Origin of the sequence: Microbacterium halophytorum (genome assembly GCF_002970975.1) — a bacterium.
In the GTDB taxonomy this organism is placed as follows: Bacteria; Actinomycetota; Actinomycetes; order Actinomycetales; family Microbacteriaceae; genus Microbacterium; species Microbacterium halophytorum.
Genome location: NZ_PNFA01000013.1, coordinates 26,360 through 42,654 on the forward strand (window position 1 = coordinate 26,360; position 16,295 = coordinate 42,654).

The 16,295-nt window shown below is 65.1% G+C and carries 13 protein-coding genes, 1 tRNA gene and 1 pseudogene; 7 read left to right on the forward strand and 8 right to left on the reverse strand.

What is annotated here, in order from left to right; all coding sequences use genetic code 11:
• Positions 1-58: 58 nt before the first annotated feature.
• Both C0010_RS12170 and C0010_RS12175 read right to left on the reverse strand, forming a co-directional pair.
• Positions 59-1,306, reverse strand: coding sequence for an MFS transporter (locus C0010_RS12170; RefSeq protein ID WP_232531943.1), 1,248 nt, complete (start codon positions 1,304-1,306; stop codon positions 59-61).
• A gap of 168 nt (positions 1,307-1,474) precedes the next feature.
• Entirely contained in the window at positions 1,475-1,912 is a 438-nt protein-coding gene (locus tag C0010_RS12175; RefSeq protein ID WP_232531944.1) for a MarR family winged helix-turn-helix transcriptional regulator, read from the reverse strand.
• Between the two features lie 87 nt (positions 1,913-1,999).
• On the opposite strand from C0010_RS12175, the gene C0010_RS12180 reads away from it, so the two are divergent.
• Both C0010_RS12180 and C0010_RS12185 read left to right on the forward strand, forming a co-directional pair.
• Positions 2,000-3,226 (forward strand): CynX/NimT family MFS transporter, encoded by a 1,227-nt coding sequence (locus tag C0010_RS12180; RefSeq protein WP_105567365.1) that lies wholly within the window; start codon positions 2,000-2,002, stop codon positions 3,224-3,226.
• A 179-nt stretch (positions 3,227-3,405) separates the two neighbouring features.
• Positions 3,406-3,479 (forward strand) — tRNA-Pro (locus tag C0010_RS12185).
• 173 nt (positions 3,480-3,652) lie between these two features.
• On the opposite strand, the gene C0010_RS15300 is transcribed toward C0010_RS12185, so the two are convergent.
• The gene (locus tag C0010_RS15300) at positions 3,653-4,057 is read right to left on the reverse strand and encodes a tyrosine-type recombinase/integrase (RefSeq protein WP_105567366.1); all 405 of its coding nucleotides are present in this window, start codon (positions 4,055-4,057) and stop codon (positions 3,653-3,655) included.
• A 38-nt stretch (positions 4,058-4,095) separates the two neighbouring features.
• Between C0010_RS15300 and C0010_RS12195 the strand changes: the two are divergent.
• The 3 genes and pseudogenes from C0010_RS12195 to C0010_RS12205 all read left to right on the forward strand — a co-directional run bounded on the left by C0010_RS12195 (position 4,096) and on the right by C0010_RS12205 (position 7,071).
• Positions 4,096-5,274, forward strand: a pseudogene (locus tag C0010_RS12195) (IS3 family transposase).
• A gap of 335 nt (positions 5,275-5,609) precedes the next feature.
• A complete protein-coding gene (locus tag C0010_RS12200; protein WP_105567367.1) occupies positions 5,610-6,116 on the forward strand; it encodes a hypothetical protein in 507 nt (168 codons plus the stop codon).
• Between the two features lies 1 nt (position 6,117).
• Positions 6,118-7,071, forward strand: a complete 954-nt coding sequence (locus C0010_RS12205; protein WP_105567368.1) for a hypothetical protein — start codon at positions 6,118-6,120, stop codon at positions 7,069-7,071.
• A 393-nt stretch (positions 7,072-7,464) separates the two neighbouring features.
• On the opposite strand, the gene C0010_RS12210 is transcribed toward C0010_RS12205, so the two are convergent.
• The gene (locus C0010_RS12210; protein ID WP_158685496.1) at positions 7,465-8,388 is read right to left on the reverse strand and encodes a DUF6414 family protein; all 924 of its coding nucleotides are present in this window, start codon (positions 8,386-8,388) and stop codon (positions 7,465-7,467) included.
• Positions 8,389-9,064: 676 nt separating this feature from the next.
• Positions 9,065-9,754, reverse strand: coding sequence for a hypothetical protein (locus C0010_RS12220; RefSeq protein ID WP_158685497.1), 690 nt, complete (start codon positions 9,752-9,754; stop codon positions 9,065-9,067).
• Positions 9,755-10,010: 256 nt separating this feature from the next.
• Between C0010_RS12220 and C0010_RS12225 the strand changes: the two genes are divergently transcribed.
• Positions 10,011-10,574: a hypothetical protein gene (locus C0010_RS12225; RefSeq protein ID WP_105567372.1), complete on the forward strand. Its 564-nt coding sequence runs from the start codon at positions 10,011-10,013 to the stop codon at positions 10,572-10,574.
• A gap of 191 nt (positions 10,575-10,765) precedes the next feature.
• Here C0010_RS12225 and C0010_RS12230 read toward each other — a convergent pair whose 3' ends face one another.
• Both C0010_RS12230 and C0010_RS12235 read right to left on the reverse strand, forming a co-directional pair.
• Positions 10,766-12,520 (reverse strand): hypothetical protein, encoded by a 1,755-nt coding sequence (locus C0010_RS12230; protein WP_105567373.1) that lies wholly within the window; start codon positions 12,518-12,520, stop codon positions 10,766-10,768.
• A gap of 1,462 nt (positions 12,521-13,982) precedes the next feature.
• Positions 13,983-14,828: an SDR family oxidoreductase gene (locus tag C0010_RS12235; protein WP_232531950.1), complete on the reverse strand. Its 846-nt coding sequence runs from the start codon at positions 14,826-14,828 to the stop codon at positions 13,983-13,985.
• A gap of 160 nt (positions 14,829-14,988) precedes the next feature.
• Between C0010_RS12235 and C0010_RS12240 the strand changes: the two genes are divergently transcribed.
• Complete coding sequence (locus tag C0010_RS12240; RefSeq protein ID WP_105567375.1) at positions 14,989-15,567, forward strand: TetR/AcrR family transcriptional regulator; 579 nt, start codon at positions 14,989-14,991, stop codon at positions 15,565-15,567.
• Positions 15,568-15,597: 30 nt separating this feature from the next.
• On the opposite strand, the gene C0010_RS12245 is transcribed toward C0010_RS12240, so the two are convergent.
• The gene (locus C0010_RS12245; RefSeq protein WP_105567462.1) at positions 15,598-16,269 is read right to left on the reverse strand and encodes a TetR/AcrR family transcriptional regulator; all 672 of its coding nucleotides are present in this window, start codon (positions 16,267-16,269) and stop codon (positions 15,598-15,600) included.
• Positions 16,270-16,295 lie beyond the last annotated feature (26 nt).

The window sequence follows — 16,295 nt, forward strand, 5'->3', positions numbered from 1 at the left end:
GTCGCGGGACGCGGAAGCCCCGGGCGCGCGGCGGCGCGCCCGGGGCTTCCCGCAGAGGTCAGGCGGCGTCGCCGAGCAGGGCGGCCTCCGCCTCCTCCGCGGCGTCGGCGTCGTGCGCGTCGATCACGGCGAGTGGGCGCTTCGCGAACGCGAGCACGAGCGTCGCGACGACGGCGGCGCCGGCCGCGAACACGTACGGCACCGTGTCGCTGAACTGCGCGCCGAGCCAGGCGGCCAGCGGCGGGGCGGCGGCACCGCCGAGGAAGCGGACCGCCGAGTACGACGATGACGCGACCTGGCGGGGCAGGTCGGTGGCCTCCATGACGGCCTCGGTGAGCGTCGTGTTGCACACGCCCAGGAACAGCCCGCCCACGATGATGCAGGTCACGAGCGCGGCGGGTGTCTCGACGAGGACGCCGGCGACGACGAGGTCGACCGCGAGCAGGGGGAGGGCGACCATCAGCGTGACGCGGCGGCCCCAGGCGCGGATCATGATGGGGGCGAGCCAGACGCTCGTGATCGCGAGCGCGATGCCCCAGCCGAAGAACGTGTAACCGATGCCCATGGCGCCGAAGCCGAGGGGGAACGGTGAGTACGCGAGCAGGATGAAGAACGCGACGTTGTAGAACAGCGCCGTGACCGCGAGCGTGCCGAGCGCCGGCCGGCCGAGAGCCGTGATGGGCGCGGAGAGCTTGATCGGCGACCGCTTCTCGTGCGGTGTGCGCAGGAGGGTGAGGATCGCGATGAACGCGATCGCCATCAGCGCGGCGACGCCGAAGAACGGCCCGCGCCAACTGACCTCGCCGAGCAGGCCGCCCACGAGCGGTCCGACGGCGATGCCGATTCCGAGGGCCGCCTCGTAGAGGACGATGGCCTGGCCGGAGCCGCCGGAGGCGGCCCCGACGATCGCCGCCAGCGCGGTCGAGATGAACAGGGCGTTCCCGAGCCCCCATCCGGCGCGGAACCCGATGACCTCGTCGACCGAGCCGCTGATCGCGCACAGGAACGCGAAGACGACGACGAGTGCGAGCCCGATCAGCAGCGACGCCTTCGTGCCGATGCGGCTCGACACGAAGCTCGTGACGAGCATGGCCAGGCCCGTCACCGCGAGGTAGCTCGTGAACAGCAGCTCCGACTGGAACGGCGTCGCGTGGAGCTGCTCGGCGATCGCCGGCAGGATCGGGTCGACGAGGCCGATGCCCATGAAAGCGACGACGCAGGCGAACGCGATCGCCCAGACGGCCAGCGGCTGCTTCCAGATGGGCGCGGAGGGCGCGGAGGGCGCGGCGGATCGGGGCTTGCTCACGCGGGGTCCTTTCTGCTGTGGGATGGGGGAGGATTCTGGGCTCGAGGCACGCCGCGGCCGTCTCGGCGCGGGTCTGCTGCGGTGCGAGCAGGATTCGCCGCGGGCGCGGCGGACGCCCGTGCGGCGCGTAGGGGCGTCCAGCCGGGCGCCCGCCGCACGGTCGGCGCGCTACGGTGCGTCGGGATCACCGATGCCGTCGGTGATCGCCGCGGCGATCTCGGCGGTGCGCCGGATGGCGGCCCAATCCGCGTCGCTCAGGCCGGAGAACCGGGGGATGAGCGCCGCGGTGAGCTCCTTGCGCCAAGCGAAATAGGCGTCGACGCCGGCATCGGTCACGTCGACGCGCACGACGCGCGAATCGTCCGGGTCGTGCGTGCGCTCGACGAGGCCGGCCTCGCTCATCGTCTTGATGAGGCGGGTCATGCCCGGTTGGCTGACGCGGCTGATCCTGGCCAGGTCGCCGAGGCGCTGGGGGCCGCCCTCGCGTAGGATCGCCAGGGTGCGCCACTGGGCGGACGGGGTCTCGCTCCGCGTATCGAGCGCGGCGATGCGGGTCAGCGCATGAGCGCCGACGATCAGCGCCTCGAGATCGCGTTCCCTGTCCACGTCCGAAAGCATACCATGGTTATATAAATCAGGTATGAATATCCGGATGTCCGGGCGCCCCTCGAGCCAGAAGGACCTCAGCACGCCATGATGAACGCCGCCCGCGCCGCACGCTCGCTCCCCGCCTGGCTCGTGCTCGCGGGGCTGCTGCTCGTCGCCGGCAACCTGCGCGCGGCGATCACGACGGTCGGGCCGCTCGTGCCCGATATGGAGCGCGACCTCGGCCTGTCGTCGATGGCGGCGTCGATCCTCGTCAGCCTGCCGCTGCTCGCGTTCGCCGTGGTGTCGCCCTTCGCTCCCCGCGTCGCCCAGCGCCTCGGGCTCGAGCGCACGGTGGGTCTCGGACTCGGTGTGCTCGCCGTCGGTCTCGTCGTGCGCTCGCTTCCGCCGATGCCGCTGCTCGGGGTCGGCACGGCGCTCATCGGTGTCGCGATCGCGGTGCTGAACGTGCTCCTGCCCGCACTCGTCAAGCGCGACTTCCCCGACCGGATCGGCCAGGTCACCGGGGCGTACTCGGCGGTGCAGGGCATCTTCGCCGCGATCGCCGCCGGGGTCGCCGTGCCGATCGCGGCCGCGACGGCGCTCGGTTGGCGCCTGCCGCTCGGGATGTGGGCAGGGCTGGCTCTGATCGCGCTCGGCGTGCTCGCGCCGCAGCTGCGCAGGGGGCCGGCGACGGCGGTGGTCGCGGCCGCGTCGGTGGTCGCCGCCGAGCGGAGCGGTCCATCCGGGGGCGTGTCGTCGGCGCCGCGCTCGCCGTGGGGGAGGGCGCTGGCCTGGCAGGTGACGGTCTTCATGGGGCTGCAGTCGGTCGTGTACTACATCTTCGTGACCTGGCTGCCCTCGATCGAAACGGCCGCCGGATTCAGCGAGGCGGAGGCGGGCATGCACCTGCTCGTCGTCAACGCCCTCGGAATCGTCGGCAGCCTCACGGCCTCCGCGCTCATCCCGCGCATGCGCGACCAGCGGGCGCTCGCGGTCGGCGGTGCCGCGCTGATGTTCGTCGGCAGCGCCGGCTTCCTCTTCGCGCCCGCGGGTGGTCTCGCCTGGTCGGGGATCGTCGGGTTCGCGGGCGGTGCGAGCATCGTGCTGGCGCTGTCGTTCTTCGGCCTGCGCACCCGCGATCACAGCCAGGCGGCGTCGCTGTCGGGCATGGCGCAGTGCCTCGGCTACGTGCTCGCGGCGATCGGCCCGGTCGCCGCCGGCGGCCTGCACGACGCGGCGGGCAGTTGGGCCCCGGCGCTGATCGTACTAATGGCGGTCTCCGTCGCCGTTGCAGTGTCGGGCTGGCTCGCGGGCCGGTCGCACACGCTCTGATCCGCCGCGCCACGCGCGGGGAGCGCCCCGGTTCGCGACCGCGTCGGCGACCGGCTAGACTATCCGAGTTGCCCGCGGGCGACTCAACTGAACAACGGGCTGTGGCGCAGTTTGGTAGCGCACTTGACTGGGGGACACATTGTCTTCAACGGTCGAGAACAGCCTAGATAACTCAACAACGGGATGTGGCGCAGCTTGGTAGCGCACCTGACTGGGGGTCAGGGGGTCGCAGGTTCAAATCCTGTCATCCCGACAGAAAAAGCCTGATGGAACGGCATTTCCGAGTGTCCGATTTCCGCGAGTAAGCGCCGGACGAAGGCCGATCCTGTGGTCCCGATTTGTGCTTCCTATGTTACGGGATGTCGAACCTCACGGAACTCGCATGGTCCCAACCTGTTCCCAAGCCCCTGACCCCATGAATCAAAGTCAAGTGTTGTAGAGCCTCGCTCCGCTCCATCTGAGATGCTGGTTCGTCCGTTCCGCGGCGCGCGCGAGCTCGGTGGTGTCGGCGTGCAAGTAGCCCTTGGTCGTCTCGATCGAGGCGTGTCCGAGGATGTCACGGACGATGTGAAGCGGGACGCCGGCGTTCGCGAACCATGTGGCCCCGGCGTGTCTGAGATCGTGTCGTCGCAGACCGGGGTGGCCGAGTCTTTGCACCAGGTTGGTCCAGTCGGTTGCTCGCGAGAGCGTCCCGGTGGTGAGGACTCCGCCTCGGGGTCCTCGGAGGAGCGGCTGCTCATGTTCGCGGCCCTCAGTAATGCGTCTGAGTACGGGCTCTAACGGCTTGAGGATCGGTACTCGGGCGTGCGGAGCGAACTGGTGACAACTGATCGTTGGTGCCGGGAGGTGCTGGCGGGGAGGATGTCATCATGCCCGGTCCTTGTCCCAGAGAGTTCCGCGAGGACGTTGTCGCGGTTGCTCGTAGCCGTGAGAGCGGCGTCACCATCAAACAGATCGCGACCGACTTCGGTATCAGTGAAGCGACCCTGCAGAACTGGCTGCGCCAGGCCGATGTCGAAGACGGCAACCGGCCCGGTCAGACCGCTGCGGACGCGGCAGAGGCGCGGGAATTGAAGAAACGGATCCGCCTGCTCGAGCAGGAGAACGAGGTCCTGTGTCGGGCTGCGGCGTATCTGTCGCAGGCGAACCTGAAACTCGGCGGCTCCCCAAAATGACGTACCCGCTCGTATCTGAGCTCGCCGAGACGGGGATTCCCGTGACGGTGTCGTGCCGGGTCCTCAAGCTCGCAAGACAGTCCTACTACCGGTGGAGAGGCGACCCTGTCCGGGACGCGGACGTGCTCCGCGCGCATCGGATCAACGCACTGCGTGACGCGCACCATGACGACCCGACGTTCGGGTACCGCTACTTGGCTGATGAGGCGCGGCGTGCGGGGTGGCGGATGAGCCGTCGGACGGCGTGGAAGCTGTGCTCGCAGGCTGGGATCCTCTCGTCCGCGCGGCGCCGCCGGCGCGGCAAGGACAAAGAAGGCGGGCCCTCCGGTATTCGATGACCATGTGAAGCGGGCCTTCCGCGCCGATGCCCCGAACCGGCTCTGGCTCACGGACATCACGGAGCATTGGACGGGTGAAGGCAAGCTCTACTGCTGCGCGATCAAGGACATGTTCTCCAACCGGATCGTCGGCTACTCGATCTCGGACCGGATGACCGCGAAGCTCGCCGTCGACGCCGCCCGCAACGCCGTCACTCGCCGAGGCGACGTCGCCGGATGCATCCTGCACGCTGACAGAGGCAGCCAGTTCCGAAGCCGTGCCATGGCCCGCGAACTGCGCCGCCATGACATGGTCGGATCGATGGGACGCGTCGGCGCCGCCGGAGACAAAGCCGCCATGGAATCGTTCTGGTCACTGCTGCAGACGAACGTCCTCAACCACCAGCGATGGACGACCCGGCAGGAACTCCGGCTCGCGATTGTCGTGTGGATCGAGCGGAAGTATCACCGCCAGCGCGCCCAGGACACCCTCGGCGGCTTGACGCCCATCGAGTTCGAAGCCAAGCTAGCTGCGCCGCTCACACTCGCGGCCTAAACCGAAACTGTCACCAGTTCGTTCCTCACGCCCGAGGTAAGACGAGTTTAGGGTGCAGGAGCTTGCTTGAGTGCCGTTCGGACACTGTAGGTGGGGCCGGCGGCCAGTGTGTCCCTGGCGCAGGCACGGGCGCCGTCGGGCTGTTGAGCGAGCGCTCGGGAGATAGCTCGCCTAACGCGGACATCGGGGTCTCGCGCAAGCCTCGGGCCCAAATGCTCTGGCTCGCCATGTTCAGCCCGCCGCAATGCGGTCGCCAGACACAGCCATCGCCAGCCACGTTGTCGATCCAGCCACGTTGCCGAAGAAGACGTCGGAGGGACCAGTAGGCTCACGCCATGACAGTCCGAATCAACGAGCACGGCTGGACTCCGCTGGACGGTGCCGTACCCGAGACCCTCGACGCAGACAAGGTCTATCTCATCCCCACCCGCACCGCTGTCCAGACGGCGGAAGGAGCGAAGCCAGAGCTCTGCTACACGGATAACGTTCGATATCTCCCGAAGGCTGCTCGTGTCAAGGGGCTGCCATTGGAGTTTTCGCAGCCTGAGGGCGAGCGGCACTACCTGCAAGAGTTCAGCATCGACCCGGAGATGTGGTCGCTCGGGCTGGCGCTGCTGACGATGGCCAGCGATTGGCTCATTCTGACCGTGAGTCTGTTCATTTCCCAGCGAGCAGACAACCAGGGCTGGACAAACGAGCAGGCGCATGAGCTGCCGTTGCGGGTCTACGTCGCGGAGACCGAGACGGGGCGCGACATCGAGCTCGAAGGCAGCGGTACAGATGTGATCGAGGCTCTGAAGGTGCTACAGGCCGAAGCCAAGAAGCGTAAACAAGGGAATTGACGTGACTGAGCGCAGAGGGCTGCAGTACAAGATGCTCATCCTGCAATGGGGCCCGATCCCGCCCTCAGGCGGGCCCCACCGTGAGCGGTACCTAGATCATTACGGTCGCGCGTCGCTTCAGACTGCGGAAGACGAGTATGACGAAGTGGTGAGGCTTCTCGGTACCGACGGGGCGCACATGCCGGCACTCGACTTCGACCTGGTTGAGAACGACGACCGTGCGCGACGTGCTATCCAGCGCCAGAAACGCGCCGAGTGGCTGGCGTTCCAATCCACCATCGACACGGAAGTGCAAGACGCGATCGAGCCGCACATAAGGAAGTCGGTCTCTGCTGCGATGGATGCGCTGAACTATCTCGAGGATCATCCACTGCGCGAGGACGCTCACGCAGCGATTCACCGCGCGGCGTTCGTGAAGCGCGGGCTGTTCGGCTGCCCGATTACCTATAGCGAGGACGAGGAGTACTGGACGGATTGCCCCATCAACGTCTCCCACCTAAGGATGGGAGTCTCGGCCGGACTCGTGAGCGACTTCGAGTGCTCCATTTGCGGCAAACTGGTCGAAGACTGTGATCATGAGATGCGTGAGTATTACCCGAAGATCGCGGACCGCGACGCTGAAGGCAGGTGCACCATCTGTCACGAGACGGAGTGCCATCACCCAGTCGGTGAGACGATCCTGGTCGAGGCGTGGGCGAGCGCTCGCAATGTCAAGGCAAACGAAGTGTCCATGGTTGCACGCCCCCGATACCCGCTTGCACGAATTGTCGAAAAGTCGTTTGACCTAGGACGGGCCGGCGAAGATACGCGAGTACGCGACGCCGCGAAGCGAGGCTTGCTCAACTGTGACGGAGACCTCGGCCCCTGCAAAGGATTCAACGAGATGACCGACTGGGACCTAAGGAGCGCCTCCTCGTCTGATGACAACGAGGCGCAGGAGATCGACTTGTTCTAGCACCGATCAATCCAATGCCGTTCGCAACGCATCTTCGCAGGGGCAGGGGCCGCGCCAACGCGACGCTTCGCTCGTTCACTGAACGGTCGGATACCGCCCCGAATGGCTCTAGCGACTGGTCCCTCAACGTGGTCGACAAGCCACCTACAGCAGCGGCTCGCGATTAGGTGGTTGAAGAGCGGATGAACCCCGGGTAGCCCGTCGCCGATGACAAGCAGTCGAACAGGTGAAAGCGGAAATGTGATGGCGCACTCCGAGCCGTCGCCCCTATTGAAGAGCATCACCACGCCGTCGCCGGTGACAAGCCCACCGCTGATCGGACGCGCTGAATCTCTAGCCGGTCGCGCAGGGCGTGATGGTCTCCCGAAATCTTCAATACAAGATCAAGGGCCCTCAGCTGACCTGCGTCTCTCTGTAGATCGCGATCGGGGTGCACTCCATCACTGGGAAGGTGGCCGCGTTGCCTGTCTTCACTAATCCACGGAATCCGTTCGTCATGCCCTCAATGGCATCTTCAATCCCGTTCCCGGTGGGGATTGTGTTCAGGCCGGTAGAGAGCGCGGCGGCCGATATTTGACCAACGACCGTCCACTCCGTAGTGTCCGGCGACTGCATCAAGCCTTCATTGCCTAGCTCAACAAGCAGCGAATCGGGATTGCCTGTGCCGACGATCACGTGCAACGCGGGGGCTCCCGTGGGATGTACCTTCACACGGAGCGCGCCATCTGCGTACATCGCGCGGCCGAGGGCGGCCAACGAGTCGACCGAGAACCCCTTGACCGTATTCTGAAGTTGCTGCAACTCGCGCTTTTTGATCGTCGCCTCGGCTGCGGTGATCTTCCCCGCGTCCACCTCGTTCTGAATGTTCGTTGTTTGGATTGTCGCGAACGCCTTCAGTAGCGACGGGAAGCCCTGCATCGTCTCGATCGTCCGAGAGTAGTCAGCGATCTGGACTCGGCCGCGAGCACGAAAGAATGCACCATCCTCGAAGTGCGAAGGCGTCCAGTCCGCGAAGTCGAATCCATCGCCGATTTGCTCCAGAGCACCTTTTTCGGAGAGAACTTCCTCAAACTGAACGTAGACCTGGTGATGCAAGCTACTCGTCTCAGTGGATGAACGGCGATATCGGTAGTCGGCCTCGCCGCTTGCCCTCAAGAATTTCAGAAGCCCTGCCTCGGCCTTGGCCGCCCCTCCGACCTCGTGCGACCGGTCCTGGGTGCTAGTCTCCGGCACGCCGCCAAGAAGCTGGGCGGCCAGCGACCGAACGCGTTCGGCGTCCAGGTAGAGAAAACTCCGGACCAATACTGGATCACTCAACGCGGCCTCCAAACACCTCTCCGGATTCTATCGGCTGCCGTCCTCCGCGATTCGTCTTCGGCGCTTCGCGCTCCGGTCGCCCTCGGTACTCCGTCCCCAACTCGTGTGCGCAGTGCGTCAGCGATCCTCCAGAGCGACCCGGGTCGTGCAGCAAGCGGGTCGACTGCCCCGTGACTGGTTAGTGATGGAAGGGCAACACCGCCCCCCGCGCTGGTTCGAGCGAGTCGTGGGTATGGGACGACTCGATCGGGTACGTTCAGGCCTCATGAGTGAGTTGAGAGATGCGATCGATTCCTACGTAGTCGGTGCCTCGGATGTTCTTGAGATCACCGAATACGAGGTGTGGCTCCATGGGCGGCCGGTAACTGTCAGGTTGAGAGACGGGGGTCCCCGTGCGAGCCGGCCGCGGTACTCCGTGGAAGCCTTCTGGTCTGACCTACCGCTAGAGGATCGCCACGGGGGGTCCCCGGGCTACTCCTTGGGGCACGCCGAAGACACGATCGCGACGGCGATAGCTGGAGTGCATTGGGAGCAGTTCAAGTCGACGACCTAGTGGAGGGCTTGTTGGCGCCGGTTGCTAGATCAGCGGCTGAACAAGTCTCTAGCGACGGCTCGTAGGCCGGTCCCCATCTGATGCAGATTAGGTTCCATCGCCCGCGAACCGGCGAGGCGAGGTTCATCGACGTTGAAGCTTCCACCGGCGCGTCACAGCAGTCCACTCCGACCGGGCGTCTTTGAGTCTCTGCTCGGGCACCGAGATGCCGCTTCGTTCGATCACCCGCAGGCCATGGATGGAAATGCCGGCTGGTGGCCATTGAAGCGGGCGGGGAACCCTCATCATCATCCACGGGCCTGTGACAACGCCGATTGCCATGGAGATCGCATTCGTGATCGAGGTCAGGTTGGACCAGTAACTAGCGGCTACCTCAGTCCAGCCCCAGATCTCACGCGGGGTGACGAGACTGTCGCTTTGGCGATAGAAGTGGAGTCGCCCTCCGCCATCACTCGGAGTTCGATGCGCAACCTGATTCCGGAACTCGCGTAGGGCGTTCGTCGTGGCGAACATCCGATCCAGCGCGGCGGAGTTTTCGGCGAACTCAGGTTCTGTGCGAACGACGGCTTCCGAGGCGGTGCGGATGATTTTGCGCGAAAGTCCGTCGACACGGCCCCACGAGAAGTACTCCTCCTCGATGCCGACGGCTCGACGCTCTTCTCGATTGTGCTCGCTGGTGAAGCGCTCCAGAGAGTCGAGGTCTCGGCCGGTGAGAACCTGCTTGCCCTTGCCATGAAGCATCTCCAGGTACCGTCGGGACTCGTCTTCTGCATTTGAGGTCTCGTATACAAAGTCTCCCAGCATGGCGGCCAAGCGCCTATTGCTCAGCCCGAGGGGACGGGTTCGTCGGGATCGGGCGTACTGGGCATATGCGTCCATAGATGTCAGCATCCCAGCTCACCGCGGAGCCGCTCGTTCAGCGGGCCGATCGCACGGGCGCGAGCATTGGGCCTTCGGTACCGGCGTTCGAGCGTGAGCGGGTCTTAGCGTCCGCGTGCGGGGCGACTTTGCCCTATAAACGGTCCTTCCACGTTCGTGCTCCAGCGCCACCGCTCGGTAGCCTGGCCTCATGCGAGAGCGTCTCTTCGAGTCTGAACGTTCCACCCTCGTCTTGCGCCCGGCCGATGGCCCGCAAGACGCTGACGCTCTGGATGAGACGGTGTTCGAGATGTGGGGCGATATCACCGACGCCGAGCTGGAAGCGTTCCTCGCCGACATCGAACCCGACTACTACTACATCAAGCGATCACGCTCCGTTACCCAATGGGGTGGTCAGGGTTCGTCCACCGAGGTCATCCTGCAGTGGGCAGCCACTGCATCAGACACGATATTTCGCACGCGCTTCAACGACGCCATCGATAAGTTCTTCGACCGGCGCAAGCAGCCGGGGCCTACCCCTGACGCCGACCGGGCCGTGGCGTCAGCACGAACGCGCATTGCGACTCGTTTCCCGACAAGAGGGGACGACCTTACGCTCGTATCGGAGTATGAAGACGCATTCGAGCGCACGCAGAAGTTCGTCTTTCAGGACACGGAGTACGTGTACAACGCGGTCGTCCGCACAACTGCAAAGGGCCACGTCTACGTCACCGGCGTCGGACGCACACTTCGGCATCCCAACGCGGTGGGATAGCTTCACTAAAGTCCGAAGCTGACGTTCGCGCCGATGACAATGAAGCTTCAGGGGCTCGCTTGATCGCTCGCTCGACTCTTCCCTGAGCGTCGAGTTCGCCGTATGCCGAGTGCTCGCTGGGCGCCCGCAGACCGGTCGTCAGGCGTGCGTGCAGTCCACGGGTTGCGGCGGAGCATGCACGCGTTGCCTCTTCAATCTGCGGCGTGTGCAGGGAGTCGAACGCCGGCCTCGGCGAGGCGGACCGCTCGTAGCGCTGGCTGCTCCGGCGGCCAACTCGCCATCTCGAGTGTTGCGGCGAACTGGCTGTAGCTCTCCGCGCGCGTGAAGAAGAGGTCATCGTGCCCAAGTCGCAGCAACTCGCGGGAATCGCTTCTCGGTGTGAAAATCAGCTCTGGCATCAGTACAAACCCGTCGACCTCGTAGTCGGAGAAGTCATAGTTGTCTCCGACGGGGTTGTTGGTCAGTGTGGCAATTCGGTCCTGCCATTGGTCCAGCGCCCTGTTGAGCCGGTCGGTCCCGCTCCGCGCCGCGGCGTGCTCGCCAGCGAGGTAGTCGACGGCAGTCAGGAACCGTTTGCAGGAAATCAGGAAGAGCTTGGTGCCGACGACGAGCAGAGCGTCGGCGTCGGTTATGACCGATCCGTTCAGGCGGAGGTCCTTGCCGCGCATTGCGCGGAGCTGAGCGGGCGGAGCGAACACGCTTCCGTCGATGAGTTCCTGGACGACGAGCTCGAATTGCTTCCCGGTCAGATTCGCTACCGGGCCTCCGCTTGGCGAGAGTTTGAGTCCCTGCGTCACGTGCCACGCGTACGCCCACGCGTCGACCAGAGTCATCCCCTCGTGGTCCTGAAGGACCGGGCCAGGGAAGCTGCGTCGACCCGCTTCGTACATGCTCTGGACGTGATCCATGACCTCGCTCGAGGTGAGGGTGCTATGGCCGTTGTCTGACAACCACTTCGCAACCTCGACATCTCCGAGAGCGGCACTCACTTGTGCTTCCAGGTCCGCTGTTGCGAGCGACATGAGTCCAAGGTGGGGCAGAGTCCGTCCAGCGTCGTTGTCGGCGGACATGACCGTCCGGAGGAGGGCGTTTCCGAAGATAACCAGGGAGACGACCTGTGCAGGGTTGTCGAACGACGCGAGCACATCGTGGCGTCCGAGGATCATGTACTTCTCATCCCCCGTGGCGAAGGCCCTGACCGTGAACTGCACAGCATCTTCGGTTATCGCTGCGGCGGCGTAAGGTCCGTGCCAGGTTTCGTCGAGCGCGTACCCGTGCGTGAAGCGGAATGCGACGAGCATCGGCGGGTCGCCATCGAACGCGTCGACGTCAATCTTGTCGAGACGGACCTCATCGTCAGCGGAAGACCATGAGGTGCGGATATCGAACTCGTGGAGAGCATCGAGCAGCGCGGCGCTGCCAAAGACGGCGGGGCGGCGCGTGCTACGGACTTTGTACTTGACACCTTTGGAGGCGCTACGGATTGCGCCTTCTAGCTCGTCCACCAATCGGACGAGCGCCATGAACTTCGCCAACCTCGCTGAGACGGCGATCGGAACGGTTTCGGCCATTGCCTCGAACCTCTCGCCGCGAGCTGTACCGACAAGGTTCTCAGCAATACGTTGTCTCGAGTCGCCCTCGGTATCCGTCCTGCCTGTTTCTGCGAAGGCCAAGGCGTGAGGGGTGAGTCTACGAATGAGATGTAGCCATGTCTCTGAGTCGTAGACGGTCGCGACCTCCGTCGCAGCATTCACAAGCCCTTGGCGAAGCACGATGATGTAGTCGAACGCCGGCGCCCCTTCGATCACAACGCCGTCCTCAACCGCAGGCAGCGCGGCGCGCAGGGCATCTTTCGCCGCCTCTGCAGCGGGCGGGTAGCACCGTACGAATGCCTCATCGAATGCGTTGAAGTCTGCCCTTGTCTGCGGGCCCGCGTGCGTGGGCACACGGATCGCCGCAGACGGCCCCGGCGGTAGAACCTGCCGGGGCAACGCGCTCGGATCGGGGCGACGGAAAGAGTCTCCTTGGGCCACCTTCACATCATGACGCAGAGCATCGTCAAGGCGAGCGTGTCGTCACTCGATCGGTGCCGGGGGTGTGCGGTGCGGCCCAGGTCCCGCCGCCCGCGTTGCAGCCTGGCAGTAAGGCATAGTCGTAGTGCACGCTGGCGGGTCGCTGAGCGCGCTTGGACTCGCCGGCTTCGGCTTCCCGCTTGTACTAGGACCTCAGAGGAAGAGTGCTGAGCGCGTCAAGTGCCCGTATGCGCCGCGCGATGCTTTGAACGATGGTCGCGTCCCATGCGCGCGCCGACCGGCGCTTCACCGGCCGAGCCTTCGCGTCGGTGCCCAGGGGCAGACACGCTGTCTCCGCTACCAGTGGTACCGAGCTGCGATCCAAGGACTTCGCCGCCCCCTACCGACTCCTGCTCGTCATGACCCCCGAGGACTCGGCTGGCCGTCTTCGCCCAAGGGATCGCCGACCCGAGGTTCAGCGGTGCCAGATCACGGGGTGACCGTCCGCGGAGAGACTCGGGCCGGCGGATGCACCCTGGCGCGCAGGTCTCCCCGCGGCCTGCGGGCCGCCAACGCCGCCGCGCACCTCAATGGGAGAAGAGGACACTTCCACAAACCCCGCGTAAACCCCAGACGAGGTTCTGGATGACTACCAAGAGTCGGGACCTGGCCGGGACCTGACGCATGCAAACCATGCAAGCCATGACGTGAAATGAGGCCGTTCGAAGGGCAGATAGGCCCGGAAAATCAAGGATCTGAGCTGAAGCGTCTACCTGGGGGTCAAGGGGTCGCAGGTTCAAATCCTGTCAGCCCGACCATTGTGAAGTCTCGGGACATCGTTCACTCGATGTCCCGAGACTTTTCTCGTTTCGGGGTTCGGATGCCTCTGGAGATCGGTCCGCTTTCGGGGCGGGTGTCTCGGGACACGCTTCCGTGCCTGTCTCGGGTCATTGTTCCGGCGATCGGGATCGGCTGGTCTTGTCCGACTGGGGCTGCCGAACGGATACGTGGCAGCGGCTAGTCAGACAGCGAGGGTGGTCGACGGTCTCGTCCTGGTTTCGATCCGTGCGGGGCAAGCTTCCCCAGACGCGCCTGCCGTCGACGTCGGTGGTGGGGCGTTGGGGCCCGGATCACGATTGCGATCCGCAGTCCCTCCCACGGCGCCCAGGAGCGTCGGCGGAGGACGGTCTTCCGCCGGAGTGAGAAGAACGTTTCCATCACCGCGTTGTCGCCGCCTGCACCGACGTGGCCGATCGATCGGACCAGCTCGTGGCAAGTCAGCGTCCGGACCGCTTTCCGAGCGCGAAACGGGCTGCCCCGGTCGCCGTGAACCACGCAGTCGGCGACGTCACCACGCAGGGTGACCGCGTTATCGATGGCGTTCAGGACCGCCTGTTCAAGCGAGCATGTGGTCGGCGAGCTGTTGTGCGATGCTGCGAGGCTCCCTCTCCAGCAGTCGCACAAGCGCGGGGTCAGATTCTGAGAAGTGACCGCTTCGCGTTGCCTGGAACATCGAAAGTGCGAAGCGCGCGGCCTGCTCGGGAACCCCATTCGAAATCTCGCCGGCGACCCACTCCTCGTCGCCGACGACGATGCGCTCGATCCGGCGTCCTGTGAGCTTCGATGCCGCGGACGCGAAGTCTGCGAGGGTGACCGGCTTCGGCAGGGTCAGGTTCACAGGCCCGTCGAGCGGAGACTCGTCGGTCAGGATCGCAGCCGCGGCTTCTCCCGCGTCGCGGCGATCGACCCATGAGAAGGGACCGTCGGCGGGCTTCGCGATGGTTCCCGTCTCGCGCCAGGGGCCGAGCAACTGGTTGAGATCGCCGTAGAAACCGTTGCGCAAGGCGGTCCATGCGATGCCCGAAGACGCAAGGTGCTGCTCCGTGGCGGCGTGGATGGCGAGCGGCGGATAGGGCGTGTCGAAGCCTGTTCCGTGTGCACTCGTATACAGGACCCGTTCTGCTCCTGCCTCGACTGCCGCGTCAATCGCGGTTCGATGCTGTGCGACGACGTTGGCTGTGATGTCGCTCGAGGAGACCAACAGCACCTGTTCCGCACCGGCGAACGACTCGCGCAGAGAATCGGGGTCGTCGTAGGCGCCTTGTCGTACGCGGACACCCTGGTCAGCCAGGTGCTGGGCGCGTCGAGGATCTCGCACGCTCGCCGCGATGCGGCTCGAGGGGATTCGCTTCAGCAGGTGCTCAACGGTGGCTCCGTTGAGCACACCCGTTGCTCCAGTCACGATGATCAAGACGACGTCCTTTCGTACATCTCGTGCGTGCGGTCGTCACAGCGGCTCGATAAATTGACTCCGTGAGTCACCTTGTCGCCCGGGTACTATGGTGCATGAACTTGACCAAGCTGGTCAAGTTGAATCGTTGATCGCAAAGGGTGCCTGAGGTATGGCTGCTCCATTGAAGCTCCGGGCTGATGCTCGTCGGAGTATCGAACGTATCCGTGCGGCTGCGGTGCAGGTGTTCCGCGAGCGCGGCTTGTCCGTGCCGCTCGAAGACGTGGCGGCTGCGGCCCGCGTAAGCAAGGCGACGATCTTCAATCGCTTCGGTGGGCGGGTTGGTCTGATCGACGCCGTCATCGACGATGTCGTGGCGGCGGAACTGGTGAGTGTCATCGAAGAGTCGCGGTCGGTCGAAGGAGCGCGGGGGCGAGTCGAGGTCTACGTTCGTGCGATTCGGGGCCTGCAGTACTCGCTGCCCGCCGTCAATGACGTCCTGCTGCAGGAGTTTCCTGACTCTGAGCCGCTCATGGCGCTCTGTCATGCCGGGGATGCCTTTCACGGCGAGCTCGTCGCGGAAGGGCACATCGCCGGCATCCTGGCTGATGGCGTCACACCGGGTGACTTTCAGGCGCTCGCGATGGACAACGCGCTCGCGCTGAAGCACGCTCGCGTGCGCCCCTCCCGCGACGACTATGACCGCAGGACGGGCTATATCCTCGGCGGGATCTGCGCGCCGTCGGACTGAAAAGGCTGCTGAAGTCGGGCGAGCATCCGCTCAGGGGTGATGACGAGCGATGCCATCGAGCAGCACGTCGAGCGCCCATCGCTGACGTACTTGAGGGCTTCCTCGCGTGAATGTCTCCGTGGGGAACGCTGAAAGCGTCTGCTGGCGCTGAGGGTCCGCCGAAGCAAGCGTGGTGGCGAGTTCATTGACTTCCTGGCCAGTTCCGGAAGCGCGCGCCGCCCATTCGGCTGCGGTGATGCTGGCGTGCTGGAGGAGGATGTCGATGCCCCACGCGGCGGGCTGGTCGTCGACACCGCCGGAACGCAGGAGTCGCAGAAGCAGGTCGATCAGGCTGAGGTAGTGGGGGCCGTCGGGCCACACGAACAGCGCAGAGCGGGCGAGGTTTCCGTGAGCTGTGAGGAGATCGATGTAGTCCTCGATCACACGGTGAAGGCGTTCGCGCCAGGGTTCTGTGTCCTCCCAAGCGAGGTCGAGGTCAGCGAGCAGCGCGTCGATCAAGAGCGCGTGCAGCACGGTGACGTTCTTCACGTAGACGTACAGCGAGGCGGGGCCTGTATCGAGCTCGTCGGCGACCCGCCGAATCGTCAGCTTCTCCGCGCCATCGCGCTCCAGGACGAGGCGCGCGGCCGAAACGATCGCCTCGCGTGAAAGGGCCGGCTTGGCGGGCCGCTCGCGCCTGCTGATGGGTATCCGCGTCGTCATGGCACCGATCATAGCAATCGACGATC

Coding starts and splice junctions, on each gene's coding strand:
- C0010_RS12180 (WP_105567365.1), top strand. CDS start 2,000: ATGATGAACGCCGCCCGCGCCGCACGCTCGCTCCCCGCCTGGCTCGTG.
- C0010_RS12240 (WP_105567375.1), top strand. CDS start 14,989: ATGGCTGCTCCATTGAAGCTCCGGGCTGATGCTCGTCGGAGTATCGAA.
- C0010_RS12245 (WP_105567462.1), bottom strand. CDS start 16,269: ATGACGACGCGGATACCCATCAGCAGGCGCGAGCGGCCCGCCAAGCCG.
- C0010_RS12200 (WP_105567367.1), top strand. CDS start 5,610: ATGACAGTCCGAATCAACGAGCACGGCTGGACTCCGCTGGACGGTGCC.
- C0010_RS12225 (WP_105567372.1), top strand. CDS start 10,011: ATGCGAGAGCGTCTCTTCGAGTCTGAACGTTCCACCCTCGTCTTGCGC.